This is a genomic window from Stenotrophomonas sp. PD6 (genome assembly GCF_049199305.1).
Lineage (GTDB): Bacteria > Pseudomonadota > Gammaproteobacteria > Xanthomonadales > Xanthomonadaceae > Stenotrophomonas.
In genome coordinates this window covers 17661-40731 of sequence record NZ_JBLZQD010000004.1, presented here as the reverse complement: position 1 = coordinate 40731, position 23071 = coordinate 17661, and the positions used below count along the sequence as shown (strand labels likewise).

At 64.5% G+C, this 23071-nt stretch carries 25 protein-coding genes; 10 read left to right on the top strand and 15 right to left on the bottom strand.

Annotated elements, in window-relative coordinates:
• Positions 1 to 120: 120 nt before the first annotated feature.
• The 4 genes from ACOZHM_RS07875 to ACOZHM_RS07860 all read right to left on the bottom strand — a co-directional run bounded on the left by ACOZHM_RS07875 (position 121) and on the right by ACOZHM_RS07860 (position 6485).
• Positions 121 to 915, bottom strand: coding sequence for a dienelactone hydrolase family protein (locus tag ACOZHM_RS07875; protein ID WP_421568681.1), 795 nt, complete (start codon positions 913 to 915; stop codon positions 121 to 123).
• A 139-nt stretch (positions 916 to 1054) separates the two neighbouring features.
• Positions 1055 to 2464, bottom strand: coding sequence for a UDP-N-acetylmuramoyl-L-alanine--D-glutamate ligase (gene murD, locus ACOZHM_RS07870; protein ID WP_421568680.1), 1410 nt, complete (start codon positions 2462 to 2464; stop codon positions 1055 to 1057).
• Positions 2445 to 3797, bottom strand: coding sequence for a UDP-N-acetyl-alpha-D-muramoyl-L-alanyl-L-glutamate epimerase (murL, locus tag ACOZHM_RS07865; protein WP_421568679.1), 1353 nt, complete (start codon positions 3795 to 3797; stop codon positions 2445 to 2447). Before murL ends, murD begins: the two co-directional genes overlap by 20 nt.
• A gap of 84 nt (positions 3798 to 3881) precedes the next feature.
• Positions 3882 to 6485, bottom strand: coding sequence for a bifunctional aspartate kinase/diaminopimelate decarboxylase (locus tag ACOZHM_RS07860; protein WP_421568678.1), 2604 nt, complete (start codon positions 6483 to 6485; stop codon positions 3882 to 3884).
• A 173-nt stretch (positions 6486 to 6658) separates the two neighbouring features.
• Here ACOZHM_RS07860 and ACOZHM_RS07855 point away from each other — a divergent pair, with 173 nt between their 5' ends.
• Positions 6659 to 7534, top strand: a complete 876-nt coding sequence (locus ACOZHM_RS07855) for a PhzF family phenazine biosynthesis protein (RefSeq protein WP_421568677.1) — start codon at positions 6659 to 6661, stop codon at positions 7532 to 7534.
• 126 nt (positions 7535 to 7660) lie between these two features.
• On the opposite strand, the gene ACOZHM_RS07850 is transcribed toward ACOZHM_RS07855, so the two are convergent.
• Positions 7661 to 8095 carry an OsmC family protein gene (locus ACOZHM_RS07850; protein WP_282246895.1) on the bottom strand — a complete coding sequence of 145 codons (435 nt, stop codon included), beginning with the start codon at positions 8093 to 8095 and terminating at the stop codon, positions 7661 to 7663.
• Between the two features lie 385 nt (positions 8096 to 8480).
• Here ACOZHM_RS07850 and ACOZHM_RS07845 point away from each other — a divergent pair, with 385 nt between their 5' ends.
• The 4 genes from ACOZHM_RS07845 to ACOZHM_RS07830 all read left to right on the top strand — a co-directional run bounded on the left by ACOZHM_RS07845 (position 8481) and on the right by ACOZHM_RS07830 (position 10756).
• Positions 8481 to 8879, top strand: a complete 399-nt coding sequence (locus tag ACOZHM_RS07845) for an HU family DNA-binding protein (protein WP_421568676.1) — start codon at positions 8481 to 8483, stop codon at positions 8877 to 8879.
• A gap of 259 nt (positions 8880 to 9138) precedes the next feature.
• On the top strand, positions 9139 to 9447 hold the full coding sequence (locus ACOZHM_RS07840; protein WP_421568675.1) for a DUF3861 family protein: 309 nt from the start codon (positions 9139 to 9141) through the stop codon (positions 9445 to 9447).
• A 40-nt stretch (positions 9448 to 9487) separates the two neighbouring features.
• Positions 9488 to 10024, top strand: coding sequence for a hypothetical protein (locus ACOZHM_RS07835; protein WP_421568674.1), 537 nt, complete (start codon positions 9488 to 9490; stop codon positions 10022 to 10024).
• A gap of 135 nt (positions 10025 to 10159) precedes the next feature.
• On the top strand, positions 10160 to 10756 hold the full coding sequence (locus tag ACOZHM_RS07830) for a DUF1439 domain-containing protein (RefSeq protein WP_421568673.1): 597 nt from the start codon (positions 10160 to 10162) through the stop codon (positions 10754 to 10756).
• Between the two features lie 96 nt (positions 10757 to 10852).
• Here the strand turns inward: ACOZHM_RS07830 and ACOZHM_RS07825 are convergent, their stop codons facing one another.
• Complete coding sequence (locus ACOZHM_RS07825; protein WP_313346307.1) at positions 10853 to 11320, bottom strand: SET domain-containing protein; 468 nt, start codon at positions 11318 to 11320, stop codon at positions 10853 to 10855.
• A 132-nt stretch (positions 11321 to 11452) separates the two neighbouring features.
• On the opposite strand from ACOZHM_RS07825, the gene ACOZHM_RS07820 reads away from it, so the two are divergent.
• The 5 genes from ACOZHM_RS07820 to ACOZHM_RS07800 all read left to right on the top strand — a co-directional run bounded on the left by ACOZHM_RS07820 (position 11453) and on the right by ACOZHM_RS07800 (position 16738).
• The gene (locus tag ACOZHM_RS07820) at positions 11453 to 11905 is read left to right on the top strand and encodes an SUF system Fe-S cluster assembly regulator (RefSeq protein ID WP_313346309.1); all 453 of its coding nucleotides are present in this window, start codon (positions 11453 to 11455) and stop codon (positions 11903 to 11905) included.
• A gap of 16 nt (positions 11906 to 11921) precedes the next feature.
• Positions 11922 to 13397, top strand: coding sequence for a Fe-S cluster assembly protein SufB (sufB, locus tag ACOZHM_RS07815; protein ID WP_421568671.1), 1476 nt, complete (start codon positions 11922 to 11924; stop codon positions 13395 to 13397).
• Between the two features lie 61 nt (positions 13398 to 13458).
• The gene (gene sufC, locus ACOZHM_RS07810) at positions 13459 to 14223 is read left to right on the top strand and encodes a Fe-S cluster assembly ATPase SufC (protein WP_313346313.1); all 765 of its coding nucleotides are present in this window, start codon (positions 13459 to 13461) and stop codon (positions 14221 to 14223) included.
• Entirely contained in the window at positions 14223 to 15485 is a 1263-nt protein-coding gene (gene sufD, locus ACOZHM_RS07805) for a Fe-S cluster assembly protein SufD (protein ID WP_421568670.1), read from the top strand. Before sufC ends, sufD begins: the two co-directional genes overlap by 1 nt.
• On the top strand, positions 15482 to 16738 hold the full coding sequence (locus tag ACOZHM_RS07800) for a cysteine desulfurase (RefSeq protein WP_421568669.1): 1257 nt from the start codon (positions 15482 to 15484) through the stop codon (positions 16736 to 16738). Before sufD ends, ACOZHM_RS07800 begins: the two co-directional genes overlap by 4 nt.
• A gap of 148 nt (positions 16739 to 16886) precedes the next feature.
• Here ACOZHM_RS07800 and ACOZHM_RS07795 read toward each other — a convergent pair whose 3' ends face one another.
• The 9 genes from ACOZHM_RS07795 to ACOZHM_RS07755 all read right to left on the bottom strand — a co-directional run bounded on the left by ACOZHM_RS07795 (position 16887) and on the right by ACOZHM_RS07755 (position 22949).
• A complete protein-coding gene (locus tag ACOZHM_RS07795) occupies positions 16887 to 17456 on the bottom strand; it encodes a hypothetical protein (RefSeq protein ID WP_421568668.1) in 570 nt (189 codons plus the stop codon).
• Between the two features lie 10 nt (positions 17457 to 17466).
• On the bottom strand, positions 17467 to 17775 hold the full coding sequence (locus ACOZHM_RS07790; protein WP_421568666.1) for a DUF5076 domain-containing protein: 309 nt from the start codon (positions 17773 to 17775) through the stop codon (positions 17467 to 17469).
• A gap of 102 nt (positions 17776 to 17877) precedes the next feature.
• On the bottom strand, positions 17878 to 18354 hold the full coding sequence (locus ACOZHM_RS07785) for a hypothetical protein (protein WP_421568665.1): 477 nt from the start codon (positions 18352 to 18354) through the stop codon (positions 17878 to 17880).
• 175 nt (positions 18355 to 18529) lie between these two features.
• Positions 18530 to 19192: a hypothetical protein gene (locus ACOZHM_RS07780; protein ID WP_421568664.1), complete on the bottom strand. Its 663-nt coding sequence runs from the start codon at positions 19190 to 19192 to the stop codon at positions 18530 to 18532.
• 73 nt (positions 19193 to 19265) lie between these two features.
• Positions 19266 to 19793: a hypothetical protein gene (locus ACOZHM_RS07775; RefSeq protein WP_421568663.1), complete on the bottom strand. Its 528-nt coding sequence runs from the start codon at positions 19791 to 19793 to the stop codon at positions 19266 to 19268.
• A gap of 626 nt (positions 19794 to 20419) precedes the next feature.
• Entirely contained in the window at positions 20420 to 20713 is a 294-nt protein-coding gene (locus tag ACOZHM_RS07770) for a hypothetical protein (RefSeq protein WP_421568662.1), read from the bottom strand.
• Positions 20714 to 20962: 249 nt separating this feature from the next.
• Complete coding sequence (locus ACOZHM_RS07765; RefSeq protein WP_421568661.1) at positions 20963 to 21325, bottom strand: hypothetical protein; 363 nt, start codon at positions 21323 to 21325, stop codon at positions 20963 to 20965.
• A 345-nt stretch (positions 21326 to 21670) separates the two neighbouring features.
• On the bottom strand, positions 21671 to 22063 hold the full coding sequence (locus tag ACOZHM_RS07760) for a hypothetical protein (protein ID WP_421568660.1): 393 nt from the start codon (positions 22061 to 22063) through the stop codon (positions 21671 to 21673).
• Positions 22032 to 22949 (bottom strand): RHS repeat domain-containing protein, encoded by a 918-nt coding sequence (locus tag ACOZHM_RS07755; protein ID WP_421568659.1) that lies wholly within the window; start codon positions 22947 to 22949, stop codon positions 22032 to 22034. The genes ACOZHM_RS07760 and ACOZHM_RS07755 overlap by 32 nt, the downstream gene beginning before the upstream one ends.
• Positions 22950 to 23071 lie beyond the last annotated feature (122 nt).

Sequence of the window (23071 nt, the reverse complement as noted above, 5' to 3'; positions counted from 1 at the left end):
TTTTTTAAATACCCCCGTGCGGGGGCCTCCGCGCCCCCCCCCCTCCTCACCCCCCCACACCCTTTTGTTCTACATTCGGGGCGGGGGCGGGCGGGGGGGGGCCCCCCCCCCCCCAACGATCTATCGCTTGTCGAACAACCCTTCAAAGAACGTATCCAGCGACTTCCACGCCCGCTTCGCTGCCCGCTCGTTGTACAGGCAGCCCGGCGGGCTGTTGGCGTCGGCCTCGGCAAAGCAGTGCACCGCGCCGCTGTAGTTGGTGAACTCCCAGTCGACCTTGGCCGCGTTCATCTCCTGCTCGAAGCTGGCGATGTCCTCCTTGCTCACACCCTTGTCGTCGGCGCCGTTGAGTACCAGCACCGACGGGTGCGTGCCTTCGGCCTTGGCCGGCAGCGGTGAGCCCAGCCCGCCGTGCAGGCTGACCACACCCGCCAGCGGCGCGCCGGCGCGGGCCAGCTCGAGCACGGTGGTGCCGCCGAAGCAGAAGCCCACCGCACCGATCTTCGTCACATCCAGCGGCGCGTTGCCGGCCTGGGCCTTGAGCACTTCCAGCGCCTTCAGCGCGCGGGCGCGGAGCACCGGCCGGTCATTGCGCAGCTTGGTCGCGACCGGTCCGGCCTCGGCGTCGGTCTTCGGGCGCACGCCCTTGCCGTAGACGTCGGCGACCAGCACCACATAGTCGTCGCCGGCCAGCTGCTTGGCCTTGGCGATGGCCGACTCGTTGACGCCCTTCCAGTTCGGCACCATCACCAGGCCGGGGCGCTTGTCGTTGTCCTCATCGTCGTAGACCAGCACGCCACTGAACGTGGTGCCTTCGTGCTTCCACTCCACCGGCTTGGCCTGCATCGCTGCCACCGCCGGCAACGCCGTCATACCCAACAGCACCGCCGCACCCCACTGCCATTGCCTGCTCATGCGTCTGCTCCTCCAGATGGAAACCCGAATATACGGCGCGCAGGCGCAACATGTCGTAGAGCGGGGCTCTGCCCCGCTGCACGGATCGCCGGACATCGCACGCGGCCGGGCAGAGCCCGGCGCTACGGGGGCTGCGGGATCAGGCGATCCCGATCCCCGGAATCGCGGTGATCTGGTCCGGGTCGAACCCGGCCAGTTCGGCGAAATGGCGGCCACGCGCGACGTAATCGCGGTACACGCCATAGCTCGGCGCGCCTGGCGACATCAATACCACCCCACCCTGCCCGCCCAGCGCGGCGCGGGCCAGTTGCACCGCCTCGTCCAGATCGCCGGCCGCATGCAGGCCGAACCGCCCGGCATCCGCCAGCGGCTGCAGCAGCGCGTGGATACGGGGGCCGTTGGCGCCCATGGTGACGATCTCCACCGGCGGCACGTCGTGCGCCATGTGGTCCACGAAATCCTGCCAGTCCAGCCCGCGGTCATGGCCACCCACCAGCAGCGCGATGCGCTGGCCGCCGAAGCACTCCAGCGCCGCCAGACTCGCGTGCGGGGTGGTGCTGATCGAATCGTTGACGTAGCGCAGCCCCTCGCGCTCGCCGACGGTCTGCAGGCGGTTGGGCAGCGGGCGGAATGTCTGCACGGCCGGCGCCAGCGCCACCGCATCCAGTCCCAGCGCCTCGATGGCCGCCAGTACCGCACACAGGTTGCCGCGGTTGTGCCGCCCCGGCAGCGGCGTGTTCGCGGTGTCGAACACCGCCTGCCCGCCGCGATACACCACCTCACCGCGCATGTGCCAGCCCTGCGGCTGGTTGAACCACACCACCTCGCTGTGCGGCAGCACCAGCGCGGCCAGGTGCGGATCGGCGGCGTTGAGCACGGCCACGCGCGGTGCCGCCTCGGTCACCAGCGACAGCTTGTCGGCGATGTAGCGCGCTTCGCTGCCGTGCCAGTCCAGGTGTTCGGGGAACAGGTTCAGCACCACCGCCACCTGCGGGTGCGCACCGCTGCGCGCCACTTCGCCGGTCTGGTAGCTGGACAACTCCACCGCCCAGTAATCCGGCGTCGGCTCCGGCGCCAACACTTCCAGCAGCGGCAGGCCGATGTTGCCGACCAGCCCCGCACGCGCGCCGGAGGCACGCAGCAGGTGGGCCAGCAGCGAGGTGGTGGTGCTCTTGCCCTTGGTACCGGTCACGCACACCGTGTCGCGCACGGTGCCGTCGGCGTCGGCGTGTTCGGCGAACCACAGTGAGGTGCCGCCGATGAACTGCGTGCCCTGCGCGGTCGCGTACGCGGCCGCCTCGCCATACGGGCTGATGCCCGGCGACTTGATCACCACCTCGAACGCGGCCAACGCGTCGCCGCTCACGTCCGAACGCACCTGCAGCGCCGCGCCGGCCTCGGCACGCGCGGTGGCGGCTTCGGCTTCCGGGCAGAACAGGGTCAGCGCAAGGCCGGGCAGGCGCTCGCGCAGCACGCGGAACGCCGCGCGCCCCTCACGCCCCCACCCCCACAGCGCAACCCGCTTTCCCTCAAGCTGCGAAATTCGCACGCAGGCGCTCCCAGATCGCCGCCGGAATCCGGTGCTCGCCATCCAATACCAGCAACGGCTCGATCTGCAGTTCGGCGGCATCCAGCTGCGGCCGGATCTCCTCGACAAACCGCTTCACCAGCGCGTCTTCGCTCCACTCCGGGCGCGTGGCCAGCGTGGCCATGGCCGCGCGCGATTCGCGGCCTTCGCCCACGCATTCGAACGGCTTGTGGTCCTGGAATTCCAGCAGCGCATCGAAGCCGCCCGCCTGCTCGACATCGTCCAGCAGGTTGCGGCCGAAGATGCGCACCAGGCGCGTCTTCGGCATGAACGGCGCCAGTGCCAGGAACACGAAGTGGCACTTCGGGCAGACGCCGCACCAGCGATTCACCGGGCGCTCGCCAAGGATGTGGAAGTTGCGGTTGCAGCTGGAGAAGTGCGCGTCGTAGAAATCGGTCTTGGCAAACTGCCGCGCCACTGCCAGCTCGGAGAGCGGGCGCAGCAGCGAGTAGTAGTGCAGGTCGGCGGCAACGTGTTTCTCCAGGTGCTCGCCGAAGGCCTGCTCGAACGCCCAGCCCTTGGACCACTGGTGGTTCACTTCGCCGGTGCCGGGAATCTGGCTGCCGTAGCTGGCCGAACGCTCGTTGGAGAACACCACCTGGTCCACGCCCTGCAGCAGCGCGGCCAGCACCATGATCGCCGAGTTCACCGCGGTCACCGGAATATGCCCGTTCCAGGCGCCCTGGCGGTTGAGCTCGAACAGCTCCGGGGCCAGCACGCGGCCGATGTTGAGCGTGGGCAGGCCGGTGCGCTCGGCACAGGCACGGATCAGCTGTGAACCGCCGATCCAGGTGACCGTCTCGGCGATGCCCAGCGCGCGCAGCGCTTCGATGCTGACCAGCGAATCCTTGCCGCCGCCGATGGCGACCAGCGCGTGCTCGCGCAGGCCCAGTGCTGGCGCCTGCAGCGCCTGGCCCTGCACCGGCAGGCGGAACCGACCGCGCAGGTTGAGCCCATTGCGGTAGGCGAACTCGCCCAGCCCGTTGAGGTAGACCGTTTCCACCAGCGCCGCGGTCTCCGCGTCGATGCTGTAACTGTCGATGCGCACGTCGTCGGGCACGCCCGCCTTGTAGTAGCTCACACCGGCGAACAGGTGCAGCAGGCGCAGCGCCTGCTCCACGGCCTGCGCGCGCGCGGCGTCCAGCACGAACGGCGCGCCCGGCACGGTCACCGTTTCGGTCAGCTCCGGGCCGTTGTCGAAGGCGTAGACCAGCTGGGCCACGCCGGTGTCCACGTCCAGCGCACAGCGGACGAAGTGGAACGTGGCAACCTGGTGTTTATCGAAAGCAGTCATGGCGTATCCGGTGAGACGTGGCGTTTTCGCGGCGGCGCGCGGAGGCGTTCAAGCGGGCGTGCGAGGCAGCACGGCAGGCTGCGCTCAGGGCAGGTCATCGATGACGTCCTCGCGCGGCAGCTCGCGCTGGTTGTAGGTATTGGCCATGACGTAGCCGTAGGCGCCGGCATCGGCGATCAGCATCACGTCGTCCGGCGCGGTCGAGACCGGCAGGCGGCGGCGCTTGCCGAACACGTCGCTGGACTCGCAGATCGGGCCGACCACGTCGAACATGGCCTCGGCATAACCGCCCAGCCGGCTCAGGTTCTCGATGTCATGCCAGGCGTCGTACAGCGCCGGGCGCATCAGCGTGTTCATGCCGGCATCCAGCCCGACGCGGCGCACGCCGTCCTTCTCCACCACCTGGGTGGCGGTAGTGAGCAGCACGCCCGATTCGGCCACCAGGTAGCGGCCGGGCTCGATCGCCAGGCGGAACGCCGGATGCACCGCCTTGACCTCGGCCAGGCCAACGGCCCAGGCGTCCAGGTCGAACGGTTCGTCGTCGGCGCTGTACGGAATGGGCAGGCCACCGCCGATATCGATGGTTTCCACGCTGCCGATGCGGCGCGCGAAGCCGGCCAGCTCGTCGCACATCAAGCGCCAGTGCTGCGCGGTTTCCACGCCGCTGCCGAGGTGGGCATGCAGGCCAACCACGCGGGTGCCCAGCTCACCGGCCAGGCGCACGAACTCGTCCACGCGGGCGGTGGGCAGGCCGAACTTGGAGTCCTTGCCGCCGGTACGCACCTTGGCGTGGTGGCCTTCGCCCCGGCCCAGGTCCACGCGCAGCCACAGCTCGCGGTTGCGGAACAGCTCCGGCCAGCGCTGCAGCGCCTCGACGTTGTCGAGGGTGACGGTCACGCCCAGCGCGAAGGCCGCCTCGTACTCGGCACGCGGCGCGAAGCTGGGGGTGAACAGCACCCGCCGCGGCGACAGCGTGGGCAGCGTGTTGAACACGTGCTTGAGCTCGCCGTGCGAGACGCACTCCAGCCCGAAGCCTTCCTGCTCCAGCAGCTCCAGGATGGCCGGATGGCTGTTGGCCTTGATCGCGTAGTAGCGCTGGTCGATCGGCTTGATCGCTGCCAGCGCGCGTGCACGCGCGCGCACCGTGGGCAGGTTGTACACGTAGCGCGGCGTGCCGGCCTCGGCAAGCTGCAGCAGGTGCTCGCGCTGGCCGCGCCACCAGGCGGTCTCGCGCGGGCGGATGGTGCCGGCAATCTCGCGCCAGCGCGGGCCGAACACTTCGCCCTCTTCCACCGGCATCGCACCGCTGTCGATCAGCTCGGCGTGCAGAATCGGCAGCAGGCCGTCCGCATCCGCCTCGTCGATGACGAAGGTCAGGTTCAGGTCGTTGGACGACTGCGAAATCATGTGCACGCGTTCACGCCCGAAGGTCGCCCACACGTCGGAAAGCTTGTGCAGCAGCGAGCGCATGCCGCGCCCGACCAGGGTGATCGCCGCGCACGGCACGATGATCTTGACCTTGCAGATCTGCGACAGATCGGCCGACAGCGCGGCCAGCACGTCGGTGTTGACCAGGTTCTCGGACGGATCCAGCGACACGGTCACGTTGGTTTCGGCCGAACCGATCAGGTCCACCGACAGGCCATGCTTCTTGAACAGCCCGAACACGTCGGCCAGGAAGCCCACCTGCTGCCACATGCCGATGCCTTCCATCGACACCAGCACGATGCCGTTGCGGCGGCTGATCGCCTTCACGCCCGGCACCGGTGCGGCGTTGCCGTCGATGCTGGTACCCGGCAATTCGGGGCGTTCGGTGTCCAGGATCGCCATCGGCACGCCGGCATCGCGGCACGGCTTGATCGAGCGCGGGTGCAGCACCTTGGCGCCGGTGGTGGCGATTTCCTGCGCTTCGTAATAGTCCAGGCGGGTCAGCAGGCGCGCGTCGGGCACGTCCTTCGGGTTGGCGCTGAACATGCCCGGCACGTCGGTCCAGATCTCCACGCGGCTGGCACCCAGCAGCGCGCCGAAATAGGCGGCCGAGGTATCCGAGCCGCCGCGGCCGAGGATGGCGGTGCCACCATCGGCGTGGCGCGAAATGAAGCCCTGGGTGATCAGCATGCGGGTCGGCTGGGCGCGGAAGCCCGCCGCCCATTCGGCGTCCGAACGCCACTGGCAGTTCACCGACAGGCGCTGCGACCAGTCACTCTGGTTCGGCTGCGGCGGCAGCGCCTGCAGCCACTCGCGGGCGTCCATCCAGCCAAAGTCCAGGCCGCTGGCGCGCAGGTAGGCGGCGCCGACCGTGGACGACAGCAGCTCGCCCTGGCCCAGCACGTCGGCCTGCCAGTCCAGCGGGCGCGCGGCGGCGCGCGGATCGTCCAGCAGCGCCTGCAGCGCCGTCAGGCGCACATCCAGGGCCGCAGCGTCCAGGTCCAACTCGGCCAGGAATTCGCGGTGGCGGGCCACCAGTGCATCTACCCGGGCGCGGCTGTCGGCGGCACCATCGGCAATGGCGGTCAGCTCGTTGGTCACCCCGGACAGCGCCGATACCACCACCAGCACGCGCGCACCGGTTTCTTCCGCACGTTTTTTCGCCAGCTTCCCGATCGTGTCCCAGCGGTGACGACGCGACACGGAGGTGCCGCCGAACTTCAGTACGATCCAGCGATCGACAAGGGGGGAAGCTGACATGGTGGTAGGAATGGGTAGCTAGTGGGGGGAATGACCCGGCACGCCGGGCCGAACCTCTGATTCTATGCCAAGCCACGCCCCGACAGGGCCCGCGCGGCGGCATCGGCCTATTTGCCGGGCAGGCGCGGCCCGGCTTGCTAAGCTGCCCGACCGTTCCGCCTGACCGATCTGCCATGACTGCTCGCCGTTTCCTCCAGCTTGACGTGTTCTCCCCTTATCCCGGCGCCGGGAATCCGCTGGCCGTGGTGCTGGACGCCGAGGGCCTGGACGATGCGCGCATGCAGGCCATCGCCCGCTGGACCCGGCTGCCGGAAACCACCTTCGTATTCGCCCCGCAGGCGCCGGGCGCCAGCTACCGCATCCGCATGTTCAGCCCGCAGAAGGAAGTGCCGTTCGCGGGCCACCCCAGCGTGGGCACCGCGCACGCGGTGCTGGACGCCGGCCTGGCCGCCCCCGTGGACGGCGTTCTGGTGCAGGACGGCATCGCCGGTGCCCTGCCGCTGCGGGTGGTCGGCGAAGGTGCCGCGCGCAGCATTGCCATCCGCACCCCGCGCGCGGCGGTGGCCGAGGTGACCGATGCCTCCGATCCGCGCCTGCAGGCCGTGCTGGCCGGCTGGCCGCTGGGCGAACTGCCGCCTGCGCGCATGTCCGGCGGCCGCAGCTGGTGGGTGGTGGAACTGGCCGATGAAGCGGCGTTGCGTGCGCTGTCGCCGGCGTGGGACGCGGTGGCCCTGCTCGCGGAAAGCACCGACAGCATGGGCGTGTTCGCCTATGCGCGCAGCAGCGGCGCCGAACATGACCTGGCCGTTCGCGCGTTTGTCGGCAATGGAAGGCGTTTCGAGGATGCCGCGTCCGGCGCGGCCAATGCCGTGCTGGCCGCCTGGCTGGACAGCCGCAATGCACTGCCGGGAAGCGGGGGCAGCTACGTGGTCAGCCAGGGTCGCGAGGTTGGCCATGACGCGCGGCTGACGCTGCACGTGGACGCCGATGGAGAGGTCTGGTCGGGTGGACAGGTGCAGACGGTGATCGAGGGGACGATTAGCTGGTAACCGGATCGGATTGGGCGTCACCGTAGAGCCACCCCATGGGTGGCTGCGCTTCGATCCGGCACCGCGCTTAGCCACCCATGGGGTGGCTCTACGGGTGCCGGCCCGGGGCCGGCACCCGGCTCGATATCAACCGGCCAGCTCAGCCTCCAGGCTGATCGGCACGGCGCTCAAGGCCTTGGATACCGGGCAGTTCTGCTTGGCATCATCGGCGATGGCGCGGAACTGGGTCGCGTCGATGTTGGGGACCACCGCCTTGACCTTCAAGGTGATCTGGGAGAGCTGCGGGCCACCCTCCATCGACAGGTCCACCTTGGCCTCGGTGTCCAGCGAGGTCGGCACGAAACCTGCCTCGGTCAACTTGGCCGACAGTGCCATGGTGAAGCAGCCGGCATGCGCGGCGGCAATGAGTTCTTCCGGGTTGGTGCCCTTCTCGTCGCCGAAACGGCTGCTGAAGGCATAGCGGGTCTTGTCCAGCAGGCCGCTCTGCGGCGTGCTCAATTGTCCCTTGCCTGTCTTGAGGTCACCTTCCCAGTGCGCGGTGGCGTGACGCGAAATGCCCATTGGTTCTTCCTCTGTGCGTGAATGGCAGCACCAGACTAGACGCCCGGGCGTTAGCACCGTGTCTGGCCGTACCGACCTGCGCCGATCCGACGCACTGCGGCCGCCCAGGACCACGTCACGGCACCACCCCTCCATGCGGAAAACACTGTTTTCAAGGTGTTTCTTGCTACTCTCCAAGGTGTGGCGCGTCGGTCGACGGCCGTCGGGACGGCACACACGGGCCTGCGTCCCGGGCATGAACTGATGCACTGCAGTAACCGGAAACGCAAAAAACCCGAATTTTTATGCGTTTGCCTATTGGCGCCGCCGCATTGTTGCCCTACATTTCGCTTGCCGATGGGTTCGGCGCGACCACACAACCAATCGATCACGGAATCAGGAAACCATGGCAAAGACCGCTAAGAAGGCTGCCCCGAAGAAGGCAGTAAAGAAAGTCGCTACGAAGGCCGCCGCAAAGCCGGCTGCTCCGAAGCCGATCAAGGAAGCGCTGACCAAGTCCGGCCTGGTTGCACACATCGCCGAAGCCTCTGGCGTTGTCGCCAAGGACGTCCGCGCGGTGCTGGCCCACCTGGAAGCCACTGTGGCCTCCTCGGTGCACAAGAAGGGCGCCGGCAGCTTCACCCTGCCGGGCCTGCTGAAGATCACCACCGTCAGCGTTGCGGCCAAGCCGAAGCGCAAGGGCATCAACCCGTTCACCAAGGAAGAGCAGTGGTTCGCCGCCAAGCCGGCCACCACCAAGCTGAAGGTGCGTCCGCTCAAGAAGCTCAAGGACGCCGCGCTGTAATCCACGCGCCTCCTGCAGCACCCGAACGGGACGGCCATGGCCGTCCCGTTCCTTTTTATGCGTTACCCTGCAGCGAAACACAGCGTTGCCAAACCGCCGCTGCGCCGGTGTTGCAGGCGCAAACCCTGCCGCCACGGCACTCCCGCCGGCGGCGCGCATCGCCGGAACGCACAGGGTGGAACACTGCGTGCGACCGCTCCCATCGCCCCGCCCTGCCCGCACGCCTATCGTGGCCCTGTCCCCCTCAGTGCATGCAGCCATGGCCAGCCCTTCGCAACGCTATCGCATTACCGTTACCCCGATCGAAAAGGACGGGTTGCAGTGCAGCGGGCGCTGCACGATCGAACTGGAGCACCGTGCCCAGCAGGACTGGATGCGGCTGCTGGAAGCGGCCCGGCGCCAGACCGGCCTGAGCGGCGACGAGCGCGCCGCCGCCATCGTGGCCACCCAGTTGCTGCAGGACCTGGCCCGGCGCCATGCCGAAGAGCCCAGCCACCCGTTGACCGCACTGCAGCCGAAGCTGGACGAAGTGCTCGACGCCCTGGACGCGATCCAGCGCGCGCCCTGAGTGCCCGCTACACTCTGCCCTTCTCTGGGGAGAGTGCGCCATGCGTCGAGCCGTATTTCTGCTGCCGCTGCTGTTTGCCGGATGCTCCTGCCAGCCGGACCCGCTCGCGGAGCGCACTCCGGCTGGCGCCGCGCCAGCCACCTCTGTCGCTGCCGAGCCAGCGCGCGAAACACCCGCACCTTCAGCCGAAGCGCAGTCTGTGCCGCCATCGGAGCTGAGCGCGGTAGCACCGGGCGCGATCGACGAAAGCGCCACTGTCCATGCCTACGTCTTTACCCTGCTGGGCGACGACCGCGCCGCTTCCGATGCCTATTGGACGGGCGGCCACACCGCCCCGCGCGCCGACGATGCAGTGCTGCGCACGATCCCGGACCTGCGCAGCCTTCGGGTGAAAACCAGTACCCCCATCGCACGCGATGACAAGAAGCCCTCTCACCTGCTTGAGGTGCCGGTAAGCATCCGCGCGATGACCGGCAACGGCACGCTCAACTTCGAGGGCTGGTATCGCCTGCAGCCCAAACCGGATGGGAGCGGTTGGGAGATCCACAGCGCCTCGCTGCAGCCGACGTTGGATTGACTGGCCTCCCTGCAGCCACCCATGGGGTGGCTCTACGGCACCTGGTAGAGCCACCCCATGGGTGGCTTGCCCATGAAGCGCCGATTCAGCCCAACGCGCTATCGTGTCTGCATCTCAAGCCAGCGCCTCGCCACCATGAAGCTACGCCCCCTGTTCACCCGCATCGCCGCCTGCACCGTCCTCATCGCCGCAGCCGTCGGCGCGCAGGCGGCCCCGAGCATTTCCGGCCGTGACCTGTCGGTCGGCGCTACCGACGTCCAGCAGTATCTGGACGGCAGCTTTCCGCGCACCCAGGACGCCCTCGGCGGCCTGATCGAAATGACCATGAGCCATCCGAAACTGACCCTGCCGCAGGGCAACCGGCTCGACCTCGGCTTTGATGTGGCACTGGCCACCGCAGGCGGCGCGCCGGCACCGCTGGGCAAGGTGAAGTTGAGCAGCGGCCTGCGCTACGACGCACAGACCCAGGGCTTCCACCTCGACCAGCCCACCGTGGACGACTTCACCCCGGCCAACAACGGCGGCAAGCTCGATTCGCGCACGCGCGGCCTGCTCAATACCTTCCTGGTCGACTACGCCCGCCGCGAACCGATCTACAAGATCGACCCGACCGTGGCCGCCGTGCTCGGCGCCCTTCAGGTGCAGTCGGCGCAGGTCCAGAACGGCAAGCTGGTGGTCACCTTCAACCAGGACCTCGGCGCACTGGTGCCGGCCGGGCTTTTGGGCCGGTAGGTACCGACCGTTGGTCGGTACTCGAAATGCCATCCGACCAACGGTGGGCTGCTACCGGGCATGTACCGACCGTTGGTCGGTACATGCCCTTGGCGTTTAACGTTTGGGCTGCAACATCGTTCCGGTGCACTTCTTCGAGCCGCAGCGGCATTCCCAGATCTTCTTCAGGCGCGCGGTGTGGCGCTCGGCCAGGGTGATGCCGTAGTTGTAGGTCAGCTCGTCGCCCGGCTTGATGTCCTTGATCGCCTCGATGAAGACCTTGTCTTCGCGGCGGTTGTCGCCCTCGGCCTCCTCGATCACCGCCTCGCAGTTCGGGTCGCAGCTGTGGTTCAACCAGCGCGCGTCGTTGCCCTTGTAATTGGCATCGATGACGTAATCGTCGTTCAGGGTGAACAGGAAGGTGTGACCGCTCTCCACATCCCCGGTATCATCGGCATCCACGTCGGCGTGGCTGCGCAGCAGCCCCTTGTACTGGATGACCCGTTCGCCCTTCTTGAGCGGCGCCAGCGCGAACACGCCATTGCCGTGGATGGAGGACTTGCGGGCTTGGATCTTCTTGGGCATCTGGCTGGCCGTTGCGTTGGGATGTCCGATTCTCGCTTAATCCTTGTGATTGTGACCACCTGAACATGACGGGTTGGATGCCCGGGCATAAAAGCGTACAATTTCAGTCCGCTTTATGGCTCTGCCCCAACCATGCTCCGCGTTACCAAGCTCACCGATTACGCCACCGTCGTCCTGACCGTGCTCGCCGCGCGCCCGGGCGAGGTGCTCAGTGCGACCGAGCTGGCCGAATTCGCCAGCCTTGAGCCGCCCACCGTCAGCAAGCTGCTCAAGCCGCTGGCCCAGGCCGGGCTGGTCGAAGGCCTGCGCGGTGTGCGCGGCGGCTACCGGCTGACCCGCGCGGCCGACCAGATCAGCCTGTTCGAGATCGTCGAAGCCATGGAGGGCCCGCTGGGCCTGACCGAGTGCGCGCACGACCACAGCCAGTGCGGACGCGAGCTTCAGTGCGGCGCGCGCAGCAGCTGGCGGCTGATCAACGACGTGGTGTCCGAAGCACTGCGCAAGGTCAGCCTGGCGCAGATCCTGCCCCCTCTTCCCCTTGTTGACGCCCCCCGCCGCGTGATCGCGGCGGATGTCGTCTCCTGATCCACAGGCAGCCCCCATGGCCACCGATACCCTCGACACCGTCGCCCCCGGCGACACCCCCAACCGCGAGATCCATGAGCAGCTCGGCCGCAAGTACTCGGCCGGCTTCATCACGGACATCGAATCGGACTCGCTGCCGCCCGGCCTGGACGAGGACACCATCCGCGCCCTGTCGGCCAAGAAGGAAGAGCCGGAATGGATGACGGAATGGCGCCTGGCCGCCTACCGCCACTTCCTGACCATGCCGATGCCGAACTGGGCCAAGCTGCAGATCGCCGCCATCGACCTGCAGGCGCTCAGCTACTACTCCGCGCCGAAGGGCCCGAAGTACGCCTCGCTCGATGACGTGCCCAAGGAACTGCTGGACACCTACGACAAGCTGGGCGTGCCGCTGCACGAGCGTGCCAAGCTGGCGGGCGTGGCCGTGGACGCGGTGTTCGACTCGGTCTCGGTCGGCACCACCTTCCGCAAGGAACTGGCCGAGAAGGGCGTGATCTTCTGCTCCATGTCCGAGGCCATCAAGGAACACCCCGAGCTGGTCAGGCAGTACCTCGGCAGCGTGGTGCCGGTGGGCGACAACTACTTCGCCGCGCTGAATTCGGCGGTGTTCTCCGACGGCAGCTTCGTGTTCATTCCCAAGGGCGTGCGCTGCCCGATGGAACTGAGCACCTACTTCCGCATCAACGCCGGCCACACCGGCCAGTTCGAGCGCACCCTGATCATCTGCGAGGACAAGGCCTACGTGTCCTACCTCGAAGGCTGCACCGCGCCGATGCGCGATGAGAACCAGCTGCACGCCGCCGTGGTCGAGCTGGTGGCGCTGGAAGATGCCGAGATCAAGTATTCCACCGTGCAGAACTGGTACCCCGGCGACGAGAACGGCGTGGGCGGCATCTACAACTTCGTCACCAAGCGTGCCGAATGCCGTGGCGCGCGCAGCAAGGTCACCTGGACCCAGGTCGAGACCGGTTCGGCCATCACCTGGAAGTACCCGTCCTGCGTGCTGCTGGGCGACGACTCGGTGGGCGAGTTCCACTCGGTGGCGTTGACCCACCATCGCCAGCAGGCCGACACCGGCACCAAGATGATCCACATCGGCAAGCGCACCAAGAGCAAGATCGTCAGCAAGGGCATCAGCGCCGGCCGTGGCCAGAACACCTACCGCGGCCTGGTCAAGGTGGACCGCAACGCCGACGGCGCGCGCAACTACACCCAGTGCGATTCGCTGCTGATCGGCAAGACCTCCGGCGCACACACCTTCCCGTACATCGAGGTCAAGAACCCGAGCGCGACGGTGGAGCATGAGGCCACTACCTCCAAGATTTCCGACGACCAGCTGTTCTATTGCCGCGCGCGCGGCATCGACCAGGAAAACGCGGTGTCGATGATCGTGGATGGCTTCTGCAAGCAGGTGTTCCGCGAGCTGCCGATGGAGTTTGCGGTGGAAGCCAAGAAGCTTTTGGAAGTTTCGTTGGAAGGCTCGGTCGGCTGATCGCCTGCTTCTTCGTTTTACATTTTTGCCACGCATGGCGTGGCACTACGGGATTCGTATCATGCTGAAGATTGACAACCTGCACGCCCGCATCGGCGACAAAGAAATCCTCAAGGGCCTGTCGCTGGACGTGAAGCCCGGCCAGGTGCACGCCATCATGGGCCCCAACGGCGCCGGCAAGTCCACCTTGGGCAACGTGCTCGCCGGCCGCGACGGCTATGACGTCAGCGAGGGCAGCGTGCTGTTCGAAGGCAACAACCTGCTGGAGCTGGCGCCGGAAGAACGCGCCGCCGCCGGGCTGTTCCTGGCCTTCCAGTACCCGGTGGAAATTCCCGGCGTGAACAACACCTACTTCCTGCGCGCCGCGCTCAACGCCCAGCGCAAGGCGCGCGGCGAGGAAGAACTCGATTCCATGCAGTTCCTCAAGCTGGTGCGCCAGAAGCTGGCCGTGCTGCACCTGAAGGACGAACTGCTGCACCGCGGCGTCAACGAAGGCTTCTCCGGTGGCGAGAAGAAGCGCAACGAGATCTTCCAGCTGGCCGTGCTCGAGCCGAAGCTGGCGATCCTGGACGAAACCGATTCAGGCCTGGACATCGACGCGCTCAAGAGCGTGGCCGACGGCGTCAACGCGCTGCGCTCGCCGGACCGTTCGTTCCTGGTCATCACCCACTACCAGCGCCTGCTCGACTACATCAAGCCGGACGTGGTGCACGTGCTGGCCGACGGCAAGATCGTGCAGAGCGGCGGCCCCGAGCTGGCCCTGGAACTGGAAGCCCACGGCTACCACTTCCTGAAGGACCGCGTGGTGCCGGAGGCAGCGGTCTGATGAGCGTCCTGCTGGATTCCCTCGCCAGCGGCTTCTGCGGCGGCGACGCCCGTCGCGCCGAACTGGACGCCGCCCTGCAGGCCGGCCTGCCCGGCCCGCGCTCCGAAGCCTGGAAGTACACCTCGCTGCGCCAGCTGGAACGGCGCAGCTTCAGCCCCGCCCCGCTGTCGGCACCGCCGGTGGACACCGCCCTGCTGGACGGCATCGCCGCGCCGCGGCTGGTGTTCGTCAACGGCCGCCCGTCCGAGGCGCTGAGCGACCTGTCGGCACTGCCGGCCGGCGTGCAGGTGCAGACGCTCTCGTCGGCGCTCCACGCCGGTGACGAGGCGCTGCGCTTCCTTGGCCGCCGCTTCGAGCGCAGCGAAGAAGTGTTCGCCCGCCTCAACGCCGCCCTCGCCGACGAAGGCGTGCTGGTCCGCGTGGACGACGGCGTGCAGGTCGAGACCCCGCTGCAGCTGGTCTTCATCAGCGCCGCAGGCGATGCCGACCTGGCCTGGCACCACCGCCACCTGATCGAACTGCGTGTCGGCGCCTCGCTGGGCGTGGTCGAGCACCACCTGCATGCCGGCGATGCCGCGCACCTGGACAACACTCTGGTGCACGTCCATCTGGCGCAGGACGCCGTGCTGTCGCATGCGCGCGTGCAGGCCGACAGCGCGCGCGCCACCGCCTTCCTGCGCACCGATGCCGTGCTGGCCCGCAACGCCCAGTACCGCCGTATCGACCTGGAGCTGGGCGCGGCGCTGAGCCGGCATGAGCTCAACGTACGGCTGGAAGGCGACAACGCCCAGCTCACTGCCAACGGCGTGCTGCTCGGCAACGGCCGCCGCCATATCGACACCCGCCTGGGCATCGAGCACATCGCACGCGATACCGCCTCCGAGATGGTGTGGCGCGGCGTGGCCGCCAACCGCAGCCGCGTGGTCTTCCACGGCGGCATCCACATCCGTGCCGGTGCCGACGGTACCGATGCCAACCTGTCCAACAAGAACCTGCTGCTCTCGGCCGACGCCGAGATCGACACCCAGCCCACGCTGGTGATCGATGCGGACGAGGTAAAGGCCGCGCACGGCGCGACCGTCGGCCAGCTCGACGCCAACGCGCTGTTCTACCTGCGCTCGCGCGGCCTGCCCGCCGAACAGGCACAGCAGCTGCTCAGCGCCGCGTTCTGCCACGAGCCGCTCAACGCGCTGGACGCGCGCTTGACCGCGCAGCTGCGCCAGCAGCTGGACCTGGCGCTGGCACGGGCAGGCGTGGCATGAACCTGTCCACCCCGCGCCCGCTCGCCGACACCGTCGACGCGCCCGACTGGGACCGCGTACGCCTGGACTTCCCGCTGTTGATGCGCGAAGTGCACGGCAAGCCGCTGGTGTACTTCGACAACGCCAACACCGGCCAGAAGCCGGTGCAGGTGATCGGCGCGGTGGACGAGTTCTACCGCCGCTACAACGCCAACGTCAGCCGCGCCGTGCACGCGCTTGGCACCGAGGCCACGGACGCCTACGAGGGCGCGCGCAACAAGCTGGCGCGCTTCCTCAACGTGCGTGCCAGCGAACTGATCCTGTGCAGCGGCACCACCTTCGCCATCAACCTGGTGGCGTATTCGTGGGCACTGCCGCGCCTGAAGGCCGGCGATGTCATCCTGGTCTCGCGCATGGAGCACCACGCCAACATCGTGCCGTGGCAGCTGGTCGCCCAGCGCACCGGCGCGACCATCCGCGTGGCCGAGATCACCCCGGAGGGTGCGCTGGACCTGGACGCCCTGCGCAAGGCCATGACCCCCGAGGTCAAGCTGCTCGCCGTGGCCCACGTCTCCAACGTGCTGGGCACCGTCAACCCGGTGCGCGAGATCTGCCGTGAAGCGCGCAAGCGCGGCATCATCACCGTGGTGGACGGCTCGCAGGCCGTGCCGCACCGCAAGGTCGACATTGCCGCCATCGGCTGCGACTTCTACGCCATCACCGGCCACAAGATGTGTGGCCCCACCGGCACCGGCGCGCTGTGGGCCAAGCGCGAGCACCTGGATGCCATGCCGCCGTTCCTCGGCGGCGGCGAGATGATCAAGGAAGTGAGCTTCGAGGGCACGGTGTTCAACGACGCCCCGCACAAGTTCGAGGCCGGCACCCCGAACATCGCCGGCTTCATCGGACTGGGCGTCGCGGTGGACTACCTCGAATCACTGGGCCTGGACCACGTAGAAGCGCGCGAAGGCGAGCTGCTGGCGCACTTCACCGAAGAGCTCAACAAGATCGACGGCCTGCGCATCTTCGGCACCACGCCGGACAAGGCCGCCGTGGTCTCCTTCCTGATTGAAGGCGCCCACGCGCATGACCTGGCCACGCTGCTGGACCTGGAAGGTGTAGCCATCCGCTCGGGCCAGCATTGCGCGCACCCGCTGCTGCAGTACTACGGCGTGGCAGCGACGTGCCGGGCGTCGCTGGCGTTCTACAACACGCATGACGAAATCGAGCGATTCATTGCGGCGTTGAACAAGGTGCGCAAGCTGCTGGGTTGAAACAGCGCGGTCGCGTCGAAACCAAGAACGCCGCGGGAAACCGCGGCGTTTTGCATGGCGCGAACCAGCACCTATTACATGGAAGCGGTAGCGCACGACCGTTGGTCGTACCTCACACATCCTGACCCGCGCCTTTCGTTGTGTACAGCTATGACAACGGCGCAAGCAACCCGTCCAAATAGCCACCGAGCCCCACAACATCGTCAACATCACCGATAAGGTCGTCGTTCATCATCTTTTTGACGTCAGCTACCCCACCCAGTCTATCCACCACCGACCGCATGAAATCCAGCGTCCCCAAGAACAGAGTCGTGTCCTGATCCAGCCGAACAATCCATTCTCGGCCAAGTGAAAACACATAGTGATCGCGCAGAAAACTGTCGTTCTCGTTCCAGTACGCGCGAATGGAGTCCATGTCCGGCTTGAGCTGGGCCGCGGTCAGAAAAGCAGAAATATTCCTGTATCCAATCGCACCGAGTCCCGAGGGATACCCGACCGTCTCGTTGTGGGTCGCCAGCCAGCACTCCCAAACGACACTTGGCGCTAGATCCTCATACGCGGTTCGATCAAACGCCATTCCGGCCCAACCCTGAGTTGCGAACGGAAGATCTGGTGGCATCGTCGGCAGGACGACAGACGCTATAAATTCTGGCCAAGCAGTAGTCATTGCCTTCCCTGTTTTCTGATAGAGCGAACTGGTGCCGGCATCTTGGTCCACGCCAAACATATCAGTTGGGTCGAACGAACTTGCCTTGGGTTTCCGACGTGGGGCGACCCAGCTCCTCTTCAAAGGACGCCCTAATACCATCCAAGGTGTCGCTCGCGCGCCGTCCCTCCATCTCTGAGAGTGCATTGGAGATGTGCCTCGCGGCGTCAGCAAGGATTCTCCCCCACGCGGACACCTCATCCAATTGCATCGCGGTGTACATCCCGACCTTGATCGAACAGTGAAGAGAACGCTCCGCGATCCACACAGTCAACATTTCGACAGAATCGGGGTCATTGACTGCTGCCTCCGGAATAGATTGTCTGTTCATTGCAACTTTCCTTCCATCATTTTTGTCGTAGTCCCGTTCCTGCACACCCAGCGATCCTGACAGGTGCCGCTTGCCGAAATAGAGGATGCACGGATATTCGCCTCAGGTCGCATCGATCACGGTACGTCGATAGTCCTGCCACGGGAACTGCGGACGCAGCTCACCCTGTCCGTTTGGCATCATCATGGAGAAGGCACCCGGGATATCGCCTGCGACGAAGAGGAGCTGTCGACCATCCTCCGCAAAGATCGCCAACCCGGCTTCAATCTGCCATTGCGCATCATCAACCACCAGTACAAAGACCGACTGGATGACGAATCCATCGAGCTCCGTCTGCACGGCCCACTCGCCAAGCGGGGGCGAAGGTGCCAGAAATTCCACATTCATGGTGCCGCATTCCTCCCAGCCGCCCACCTCGGTACTGGAGCCGCTGAAGACGACACCCCTCCCCGATGCCAACGCAGCGAGGGCATACCATGCCTGCCCCATGGACTGGTCTGCTGGAATGGAAACGAAGAGGATCTGCTCGCCGGTCAGCAATGACGCCAACCGGTCCCGTCGAGCGCCCTCGATCTGCATTGGCAGACGGGTTCTACCTCCATCAATGGGAATGCCGACTGTGTACGATCTCATGCGACTGTGGATGCCTTGGCGGGTGCGCCCCCGATCTGTCGAGTAGACGCTATAAGCATGTTGCTGTGGGTGTCGAAGAAGATGCTTGAACAATCCAATCGGCGCCACCTTCCGGCGAAGCTTAGCGCCACTTCTCCCTGACCGCCTTTGTGAGCTGGAGGATTTCCTGTACAAGTAGCTGAGCAGCAGAGAATTCAACGCCGCCCGATGATTCCATCGCCCACGGAGAGTGAAACGCAAGTCGTCTGATGTCCTTTCCATCGAACGATGTGACATAGACGCACGGCACGTCATACCCGTCTCCGTCGTACTCCCCCTTGACCAAGGCCAGCCGCTCGAGAAGACCATTCATCTGAGCCACTGGCGGACGCTGCCCTGAACCATACACATGCCTATCGAGCGCGCTTCCACCAGACGCGCTCCACTCCAACTCATTCTGACAAAGAAAGGTAAATTGGTAGATTGACGAGTTCACCTCAATGACCTGCACAGCCACCCAAGCGCGACAATCCGAAGCAGCAACTTCGGCAATCGCGTCGCGATATCTCGCCGATTGCAGAGCTGACGCCAGGCACGCAGAGAATGCGCTGAAACCTCGATTGGAACTCTGCGCATCTACAGATCTGTAGTACGAAAGATCGTCGACTATGGACCACTTGCCTGCGTTGACTTGAGCGCTCGACAAGGATGGAAGACCAATAGCCATAAGCAGCCAGATCGCGCCTTTCGACCTTCGGGTCCGTGACAGTTTCGCGGCAGAAACTCTCTCTTGCCAGCATTCCATACCTTTTCCTCTCCCTGCTCTCAATCCTCATCGAGTGATCGCTCGAGCTCGGACCAGTGGACTTCCACGCAACTCAACGAATCAACGGTGCGACAATTTCGTCCAGGTAGCACTGCAGTCCAACGGAGTCTCCTTCGCCTGGGTCGAAGTCGTCAACCATCCTGGCCATTACAGAGCCAATCCCACCCAGGCGATCGACCACGTTCGAGAGGAAGCTGGCCTTCGCGACGAACAACGTAACATCCTGATCGAGACGAATCACGAATTCGGATTCCCGGGACACGACAAAGTGATCTCGAAGGAACCGGGCATCGTCACTCCAGTATTCCCTCAGTGATTCCAGACGCGGGGGAAGAAGGTCTGGCCGCACTCCTTTCGCCAGATCCATGAATGACTCTACACACAGATTGACGTCTGGCCCGGTCAGATCCCGGTGGACGGCAAGCCAAGCCTCCCACACGTCGGTCGGCGCGAGGTCCTCATATCGGTTCCGATCGAACGCTATGCCGGCCCAGCCAGCATCCATGATCGGGCTGTCAGGAGGCTGAGCACTCGTCAGCACAGTCGCGATATAGGCTCGCAGTCCAAAGGAGTCTGCCAACGTAGTAATCCTTCAAATGCATAGAATTCGGTTCGGCCAGAGCGTCGTCGGCCCACTTGACGCTAACACCACTTGGGACAACCGCCGCAAGGATCGAAGCTTTGCTATCCGGCGCACCGCTCCTGGACCCGCCACGATGTCCATTGCCTTATCTTTCGCTGTGCTTTTGGCTCTATTTGCCCCCACATCCATCTAGCCCAAGGGATCAATGGAAACTTCGCACTCTGCTTCTCGCTTCGCTTTTTACAAGTCAGGCTGTCACCTGGCGGAGACGTAGCCCCCGTTCTTGTCCAGTCGCAATGCCCCAATCGGCCTAAATACCTGACTAAAGAATTCATCAGCCTCGCATCGCGGAAACATTGAATTGCGACAGCTGCCCAGGCTGCGGCTCCCCGAAGGGAGCGTATCACCTGATCACTACCCGGAGAATCTGATGCCTTATCCATTATGGGGTAGGAGCGAACGATGCAGATCGGCGTGAGCGTGGACAACGGCGACCAACCCAACTCCGGACGTCACATTTCCGACTTCAAGCATGAAGTAATTAACGACTAATCGCTTTCACCGACCGAAGTTGCCACAGCATCAATGTGAGCGCGAGCCTCCAACTCCGGCACTCGTTTGATTCAACCAGTCATGAAGGCGGCCGTGACAAAACCAACTACAGTGAGCGCCAGAAACACCCGTATGGTGAGTATCTCGCCGCGAACCTCCTGGAGCGCCCCTTTCGGCACCTTACTCTCCATTCCCAGGACCACCCCCAAGTAAGTTGACTGACCGCGGAGCCCTAGAGATTCCGGACAGCCCAGAGTCCTCCACAACTCTGGAAACAACTTCGGAAAGCGCCTGGTGAATCGAAAGAATGCAATCAAGTAGGTGAATACAGATACAAATGCGACTAGAAAAACGATATTCAGCATCGTGGCACCTTTCCTGGGGTGTACACGATTTCGTATATTTCCACACGTGCCGAAGCACCGAGGCCTCCATTGACACTCAGCTCAAATTTCGCTGGTGGGACGTAGCGAATGTTAGCACCCACGACGCCAATATCGCCTACTTCTCCCCCGACATTGAGACCTACATCAACCGGAACCGGCCTGCGAGGCGGCGCTTGGATAAGGATCGTCCGCTACTTGCAGGCATTTTTGTGCCACTCGGGTGGCACCTCAATCGCTCGATATAGCTGACGAAGTTCCCCGTAACCCCAACTCCTCGCACACCTTCAATATGCTCAGCCGTGCCTCAGACTCCGTCAACCTGCCAGCCAGCTTGATTTGCTCGTCCGTAAAGTTTGCATCAAGAACCAGCCGATTGACGACCTGCTCTTGCACGCGACGATGCAGTTCGACTGCAGGCGCAAGCCTCTGCAGATCGTGAGGCGACAGTGCGCTTAAAGATTCATGCCCGTCCAATGCCTCGTAGTAGTAGAAGTTTGAATACTTCTCTACGAATTCGCGTGCAGACACAGCGCCGGACGCGAAGCTCTGCACAAGTAGCGTCATTTCATCGAGCCTAGATTGAATACCCATGATTCGTCCACCTCCTATTTGTTTGAGCCAGTTCGCCAGCGACTTCACAGCGACGTTGAGCTGCCGGGCAGCGGCGGTAGGCCGAAGGATTCGACCAAGATGACGGCCTGGGCCTTCTGATCATGGGTGTAGTGACGGCGAGGGGGACGTGACACAGGGAACCTCAAAGTGCGAGTAAATTATCGCTTCTTGGCGTCCGTTTCAGCGGGGCAGGTTCAGTCGATACCCTTGCCACCGGAACTGAAGAGGAGCTCTCGACCACCCCTGCAAGGATCGCCATTCCTGATTCAATTTCGGTGGAACTCAATTTCCACATAAAGGTGCCGGGCATTGACTACCTATATTTCAGTCGGTTACATCAACCACGTGACAGACCCCGCCTCCAATTTCAACCTCCACGCGCACGCGGAGATTGTTGGTGAAATATACATCTCCATCGCAAACTACATTCTCTTCATTGTCTCTGTAATTAATTCGCAAAGACGAGTCACCCTTGATATCCGGCTTTATCAGCAACTTTTCACCGGCCGCGATAGATTCGATCTCGATGATTCCACCTCCCACTTCCAATCGAATCTGATCCAACGGATGAACTCCAACGTTTTCGATGGTCACAACGGCGCCAGCCAGCCATCCACACGCGCTGACACTTAATGCAACCACCGCTACGACGCATACCCGAACGGCGCGACGCGCCGGCAAAACGTCAATTGCCCATATAGACTTCCAACTGATCATTTCTCGCGGCCTCCGTACAGTTCGCAGAGCAGGTGCCCGGCAGCGTTGATAGTGCTCTACCGGACGCGTTGTTATTCAAGCCCATTTGCCTTGCTCCAGGAACATCAGTGCCCCATATCTCATGATTGTCACCAATCATCTTAGATCTATCGGGTCCGATGTCTCTAGCCATCTGACAGCTCCATGTGCAGTGCCTCATTGCGTCCCCTTTGCCATGACCCAAGCCGCCCAACCCGCTATTTTTTGCAGACTCTCTTGCATCGGAAGCTGAACCGTACGCTCTAGCCGTATCAATAAGACCAACCAGCTTAACTGCGCTTGCCGCCTCACTCCCTCCTGCTCCCCCGTTGTGGGCAGAGATCACTTTTTCGGAAATTTTCTGATTCTGTCGGGGTGTGCCACCTCCTTCCGTTCTGTCCATAGGACTCCTGAACGAGCTCCGCACAATCGCAACTCGGCTTCCAGAGAAGCCCTGTCCACCGCTCAACTGCGAGCCAGTAGCCCTTTCAAACCTTCCGTCAGGATCCGTATATTTGTAAGGATTGTTTGCTGCGTATCGATACCGCCCGAACGCAATGTCTGGCGCGCTCATGGCCGTAACCGGGTCGGCGCTCAGGAACCGCCCGGCGACAGGGTCATAGTACCGCTGCTGCATGTAGCTCAGCCCGGTAGCCGAGTCGCTCACATGTCCCGTGTAGGCAGGCCCATCCTGGACCTCAGCACCGATTGGAGCGCCATACGGCTCGTAGTCATAGCGCTCGACCACGTTGCCGTTTACATCCGTCTTGGCCACCACCGAGCCCAGGGCATCGGTATGCACGTACAACACGGTCTGCGTGGTCTGCGCATGAACAGGCAGCGCTGCCGCGCAATCCTTCAAGTGCATTGTATTCCGAACGGTCACCTGCGACCGACGACCATCTCACAGCATAGGCGCCGTTCGCGGCCTGGGCAGGCGCAGAGGCTTGGTACCCCTGTTGGCGGCAACTGCACCACTATGGGCGCTAC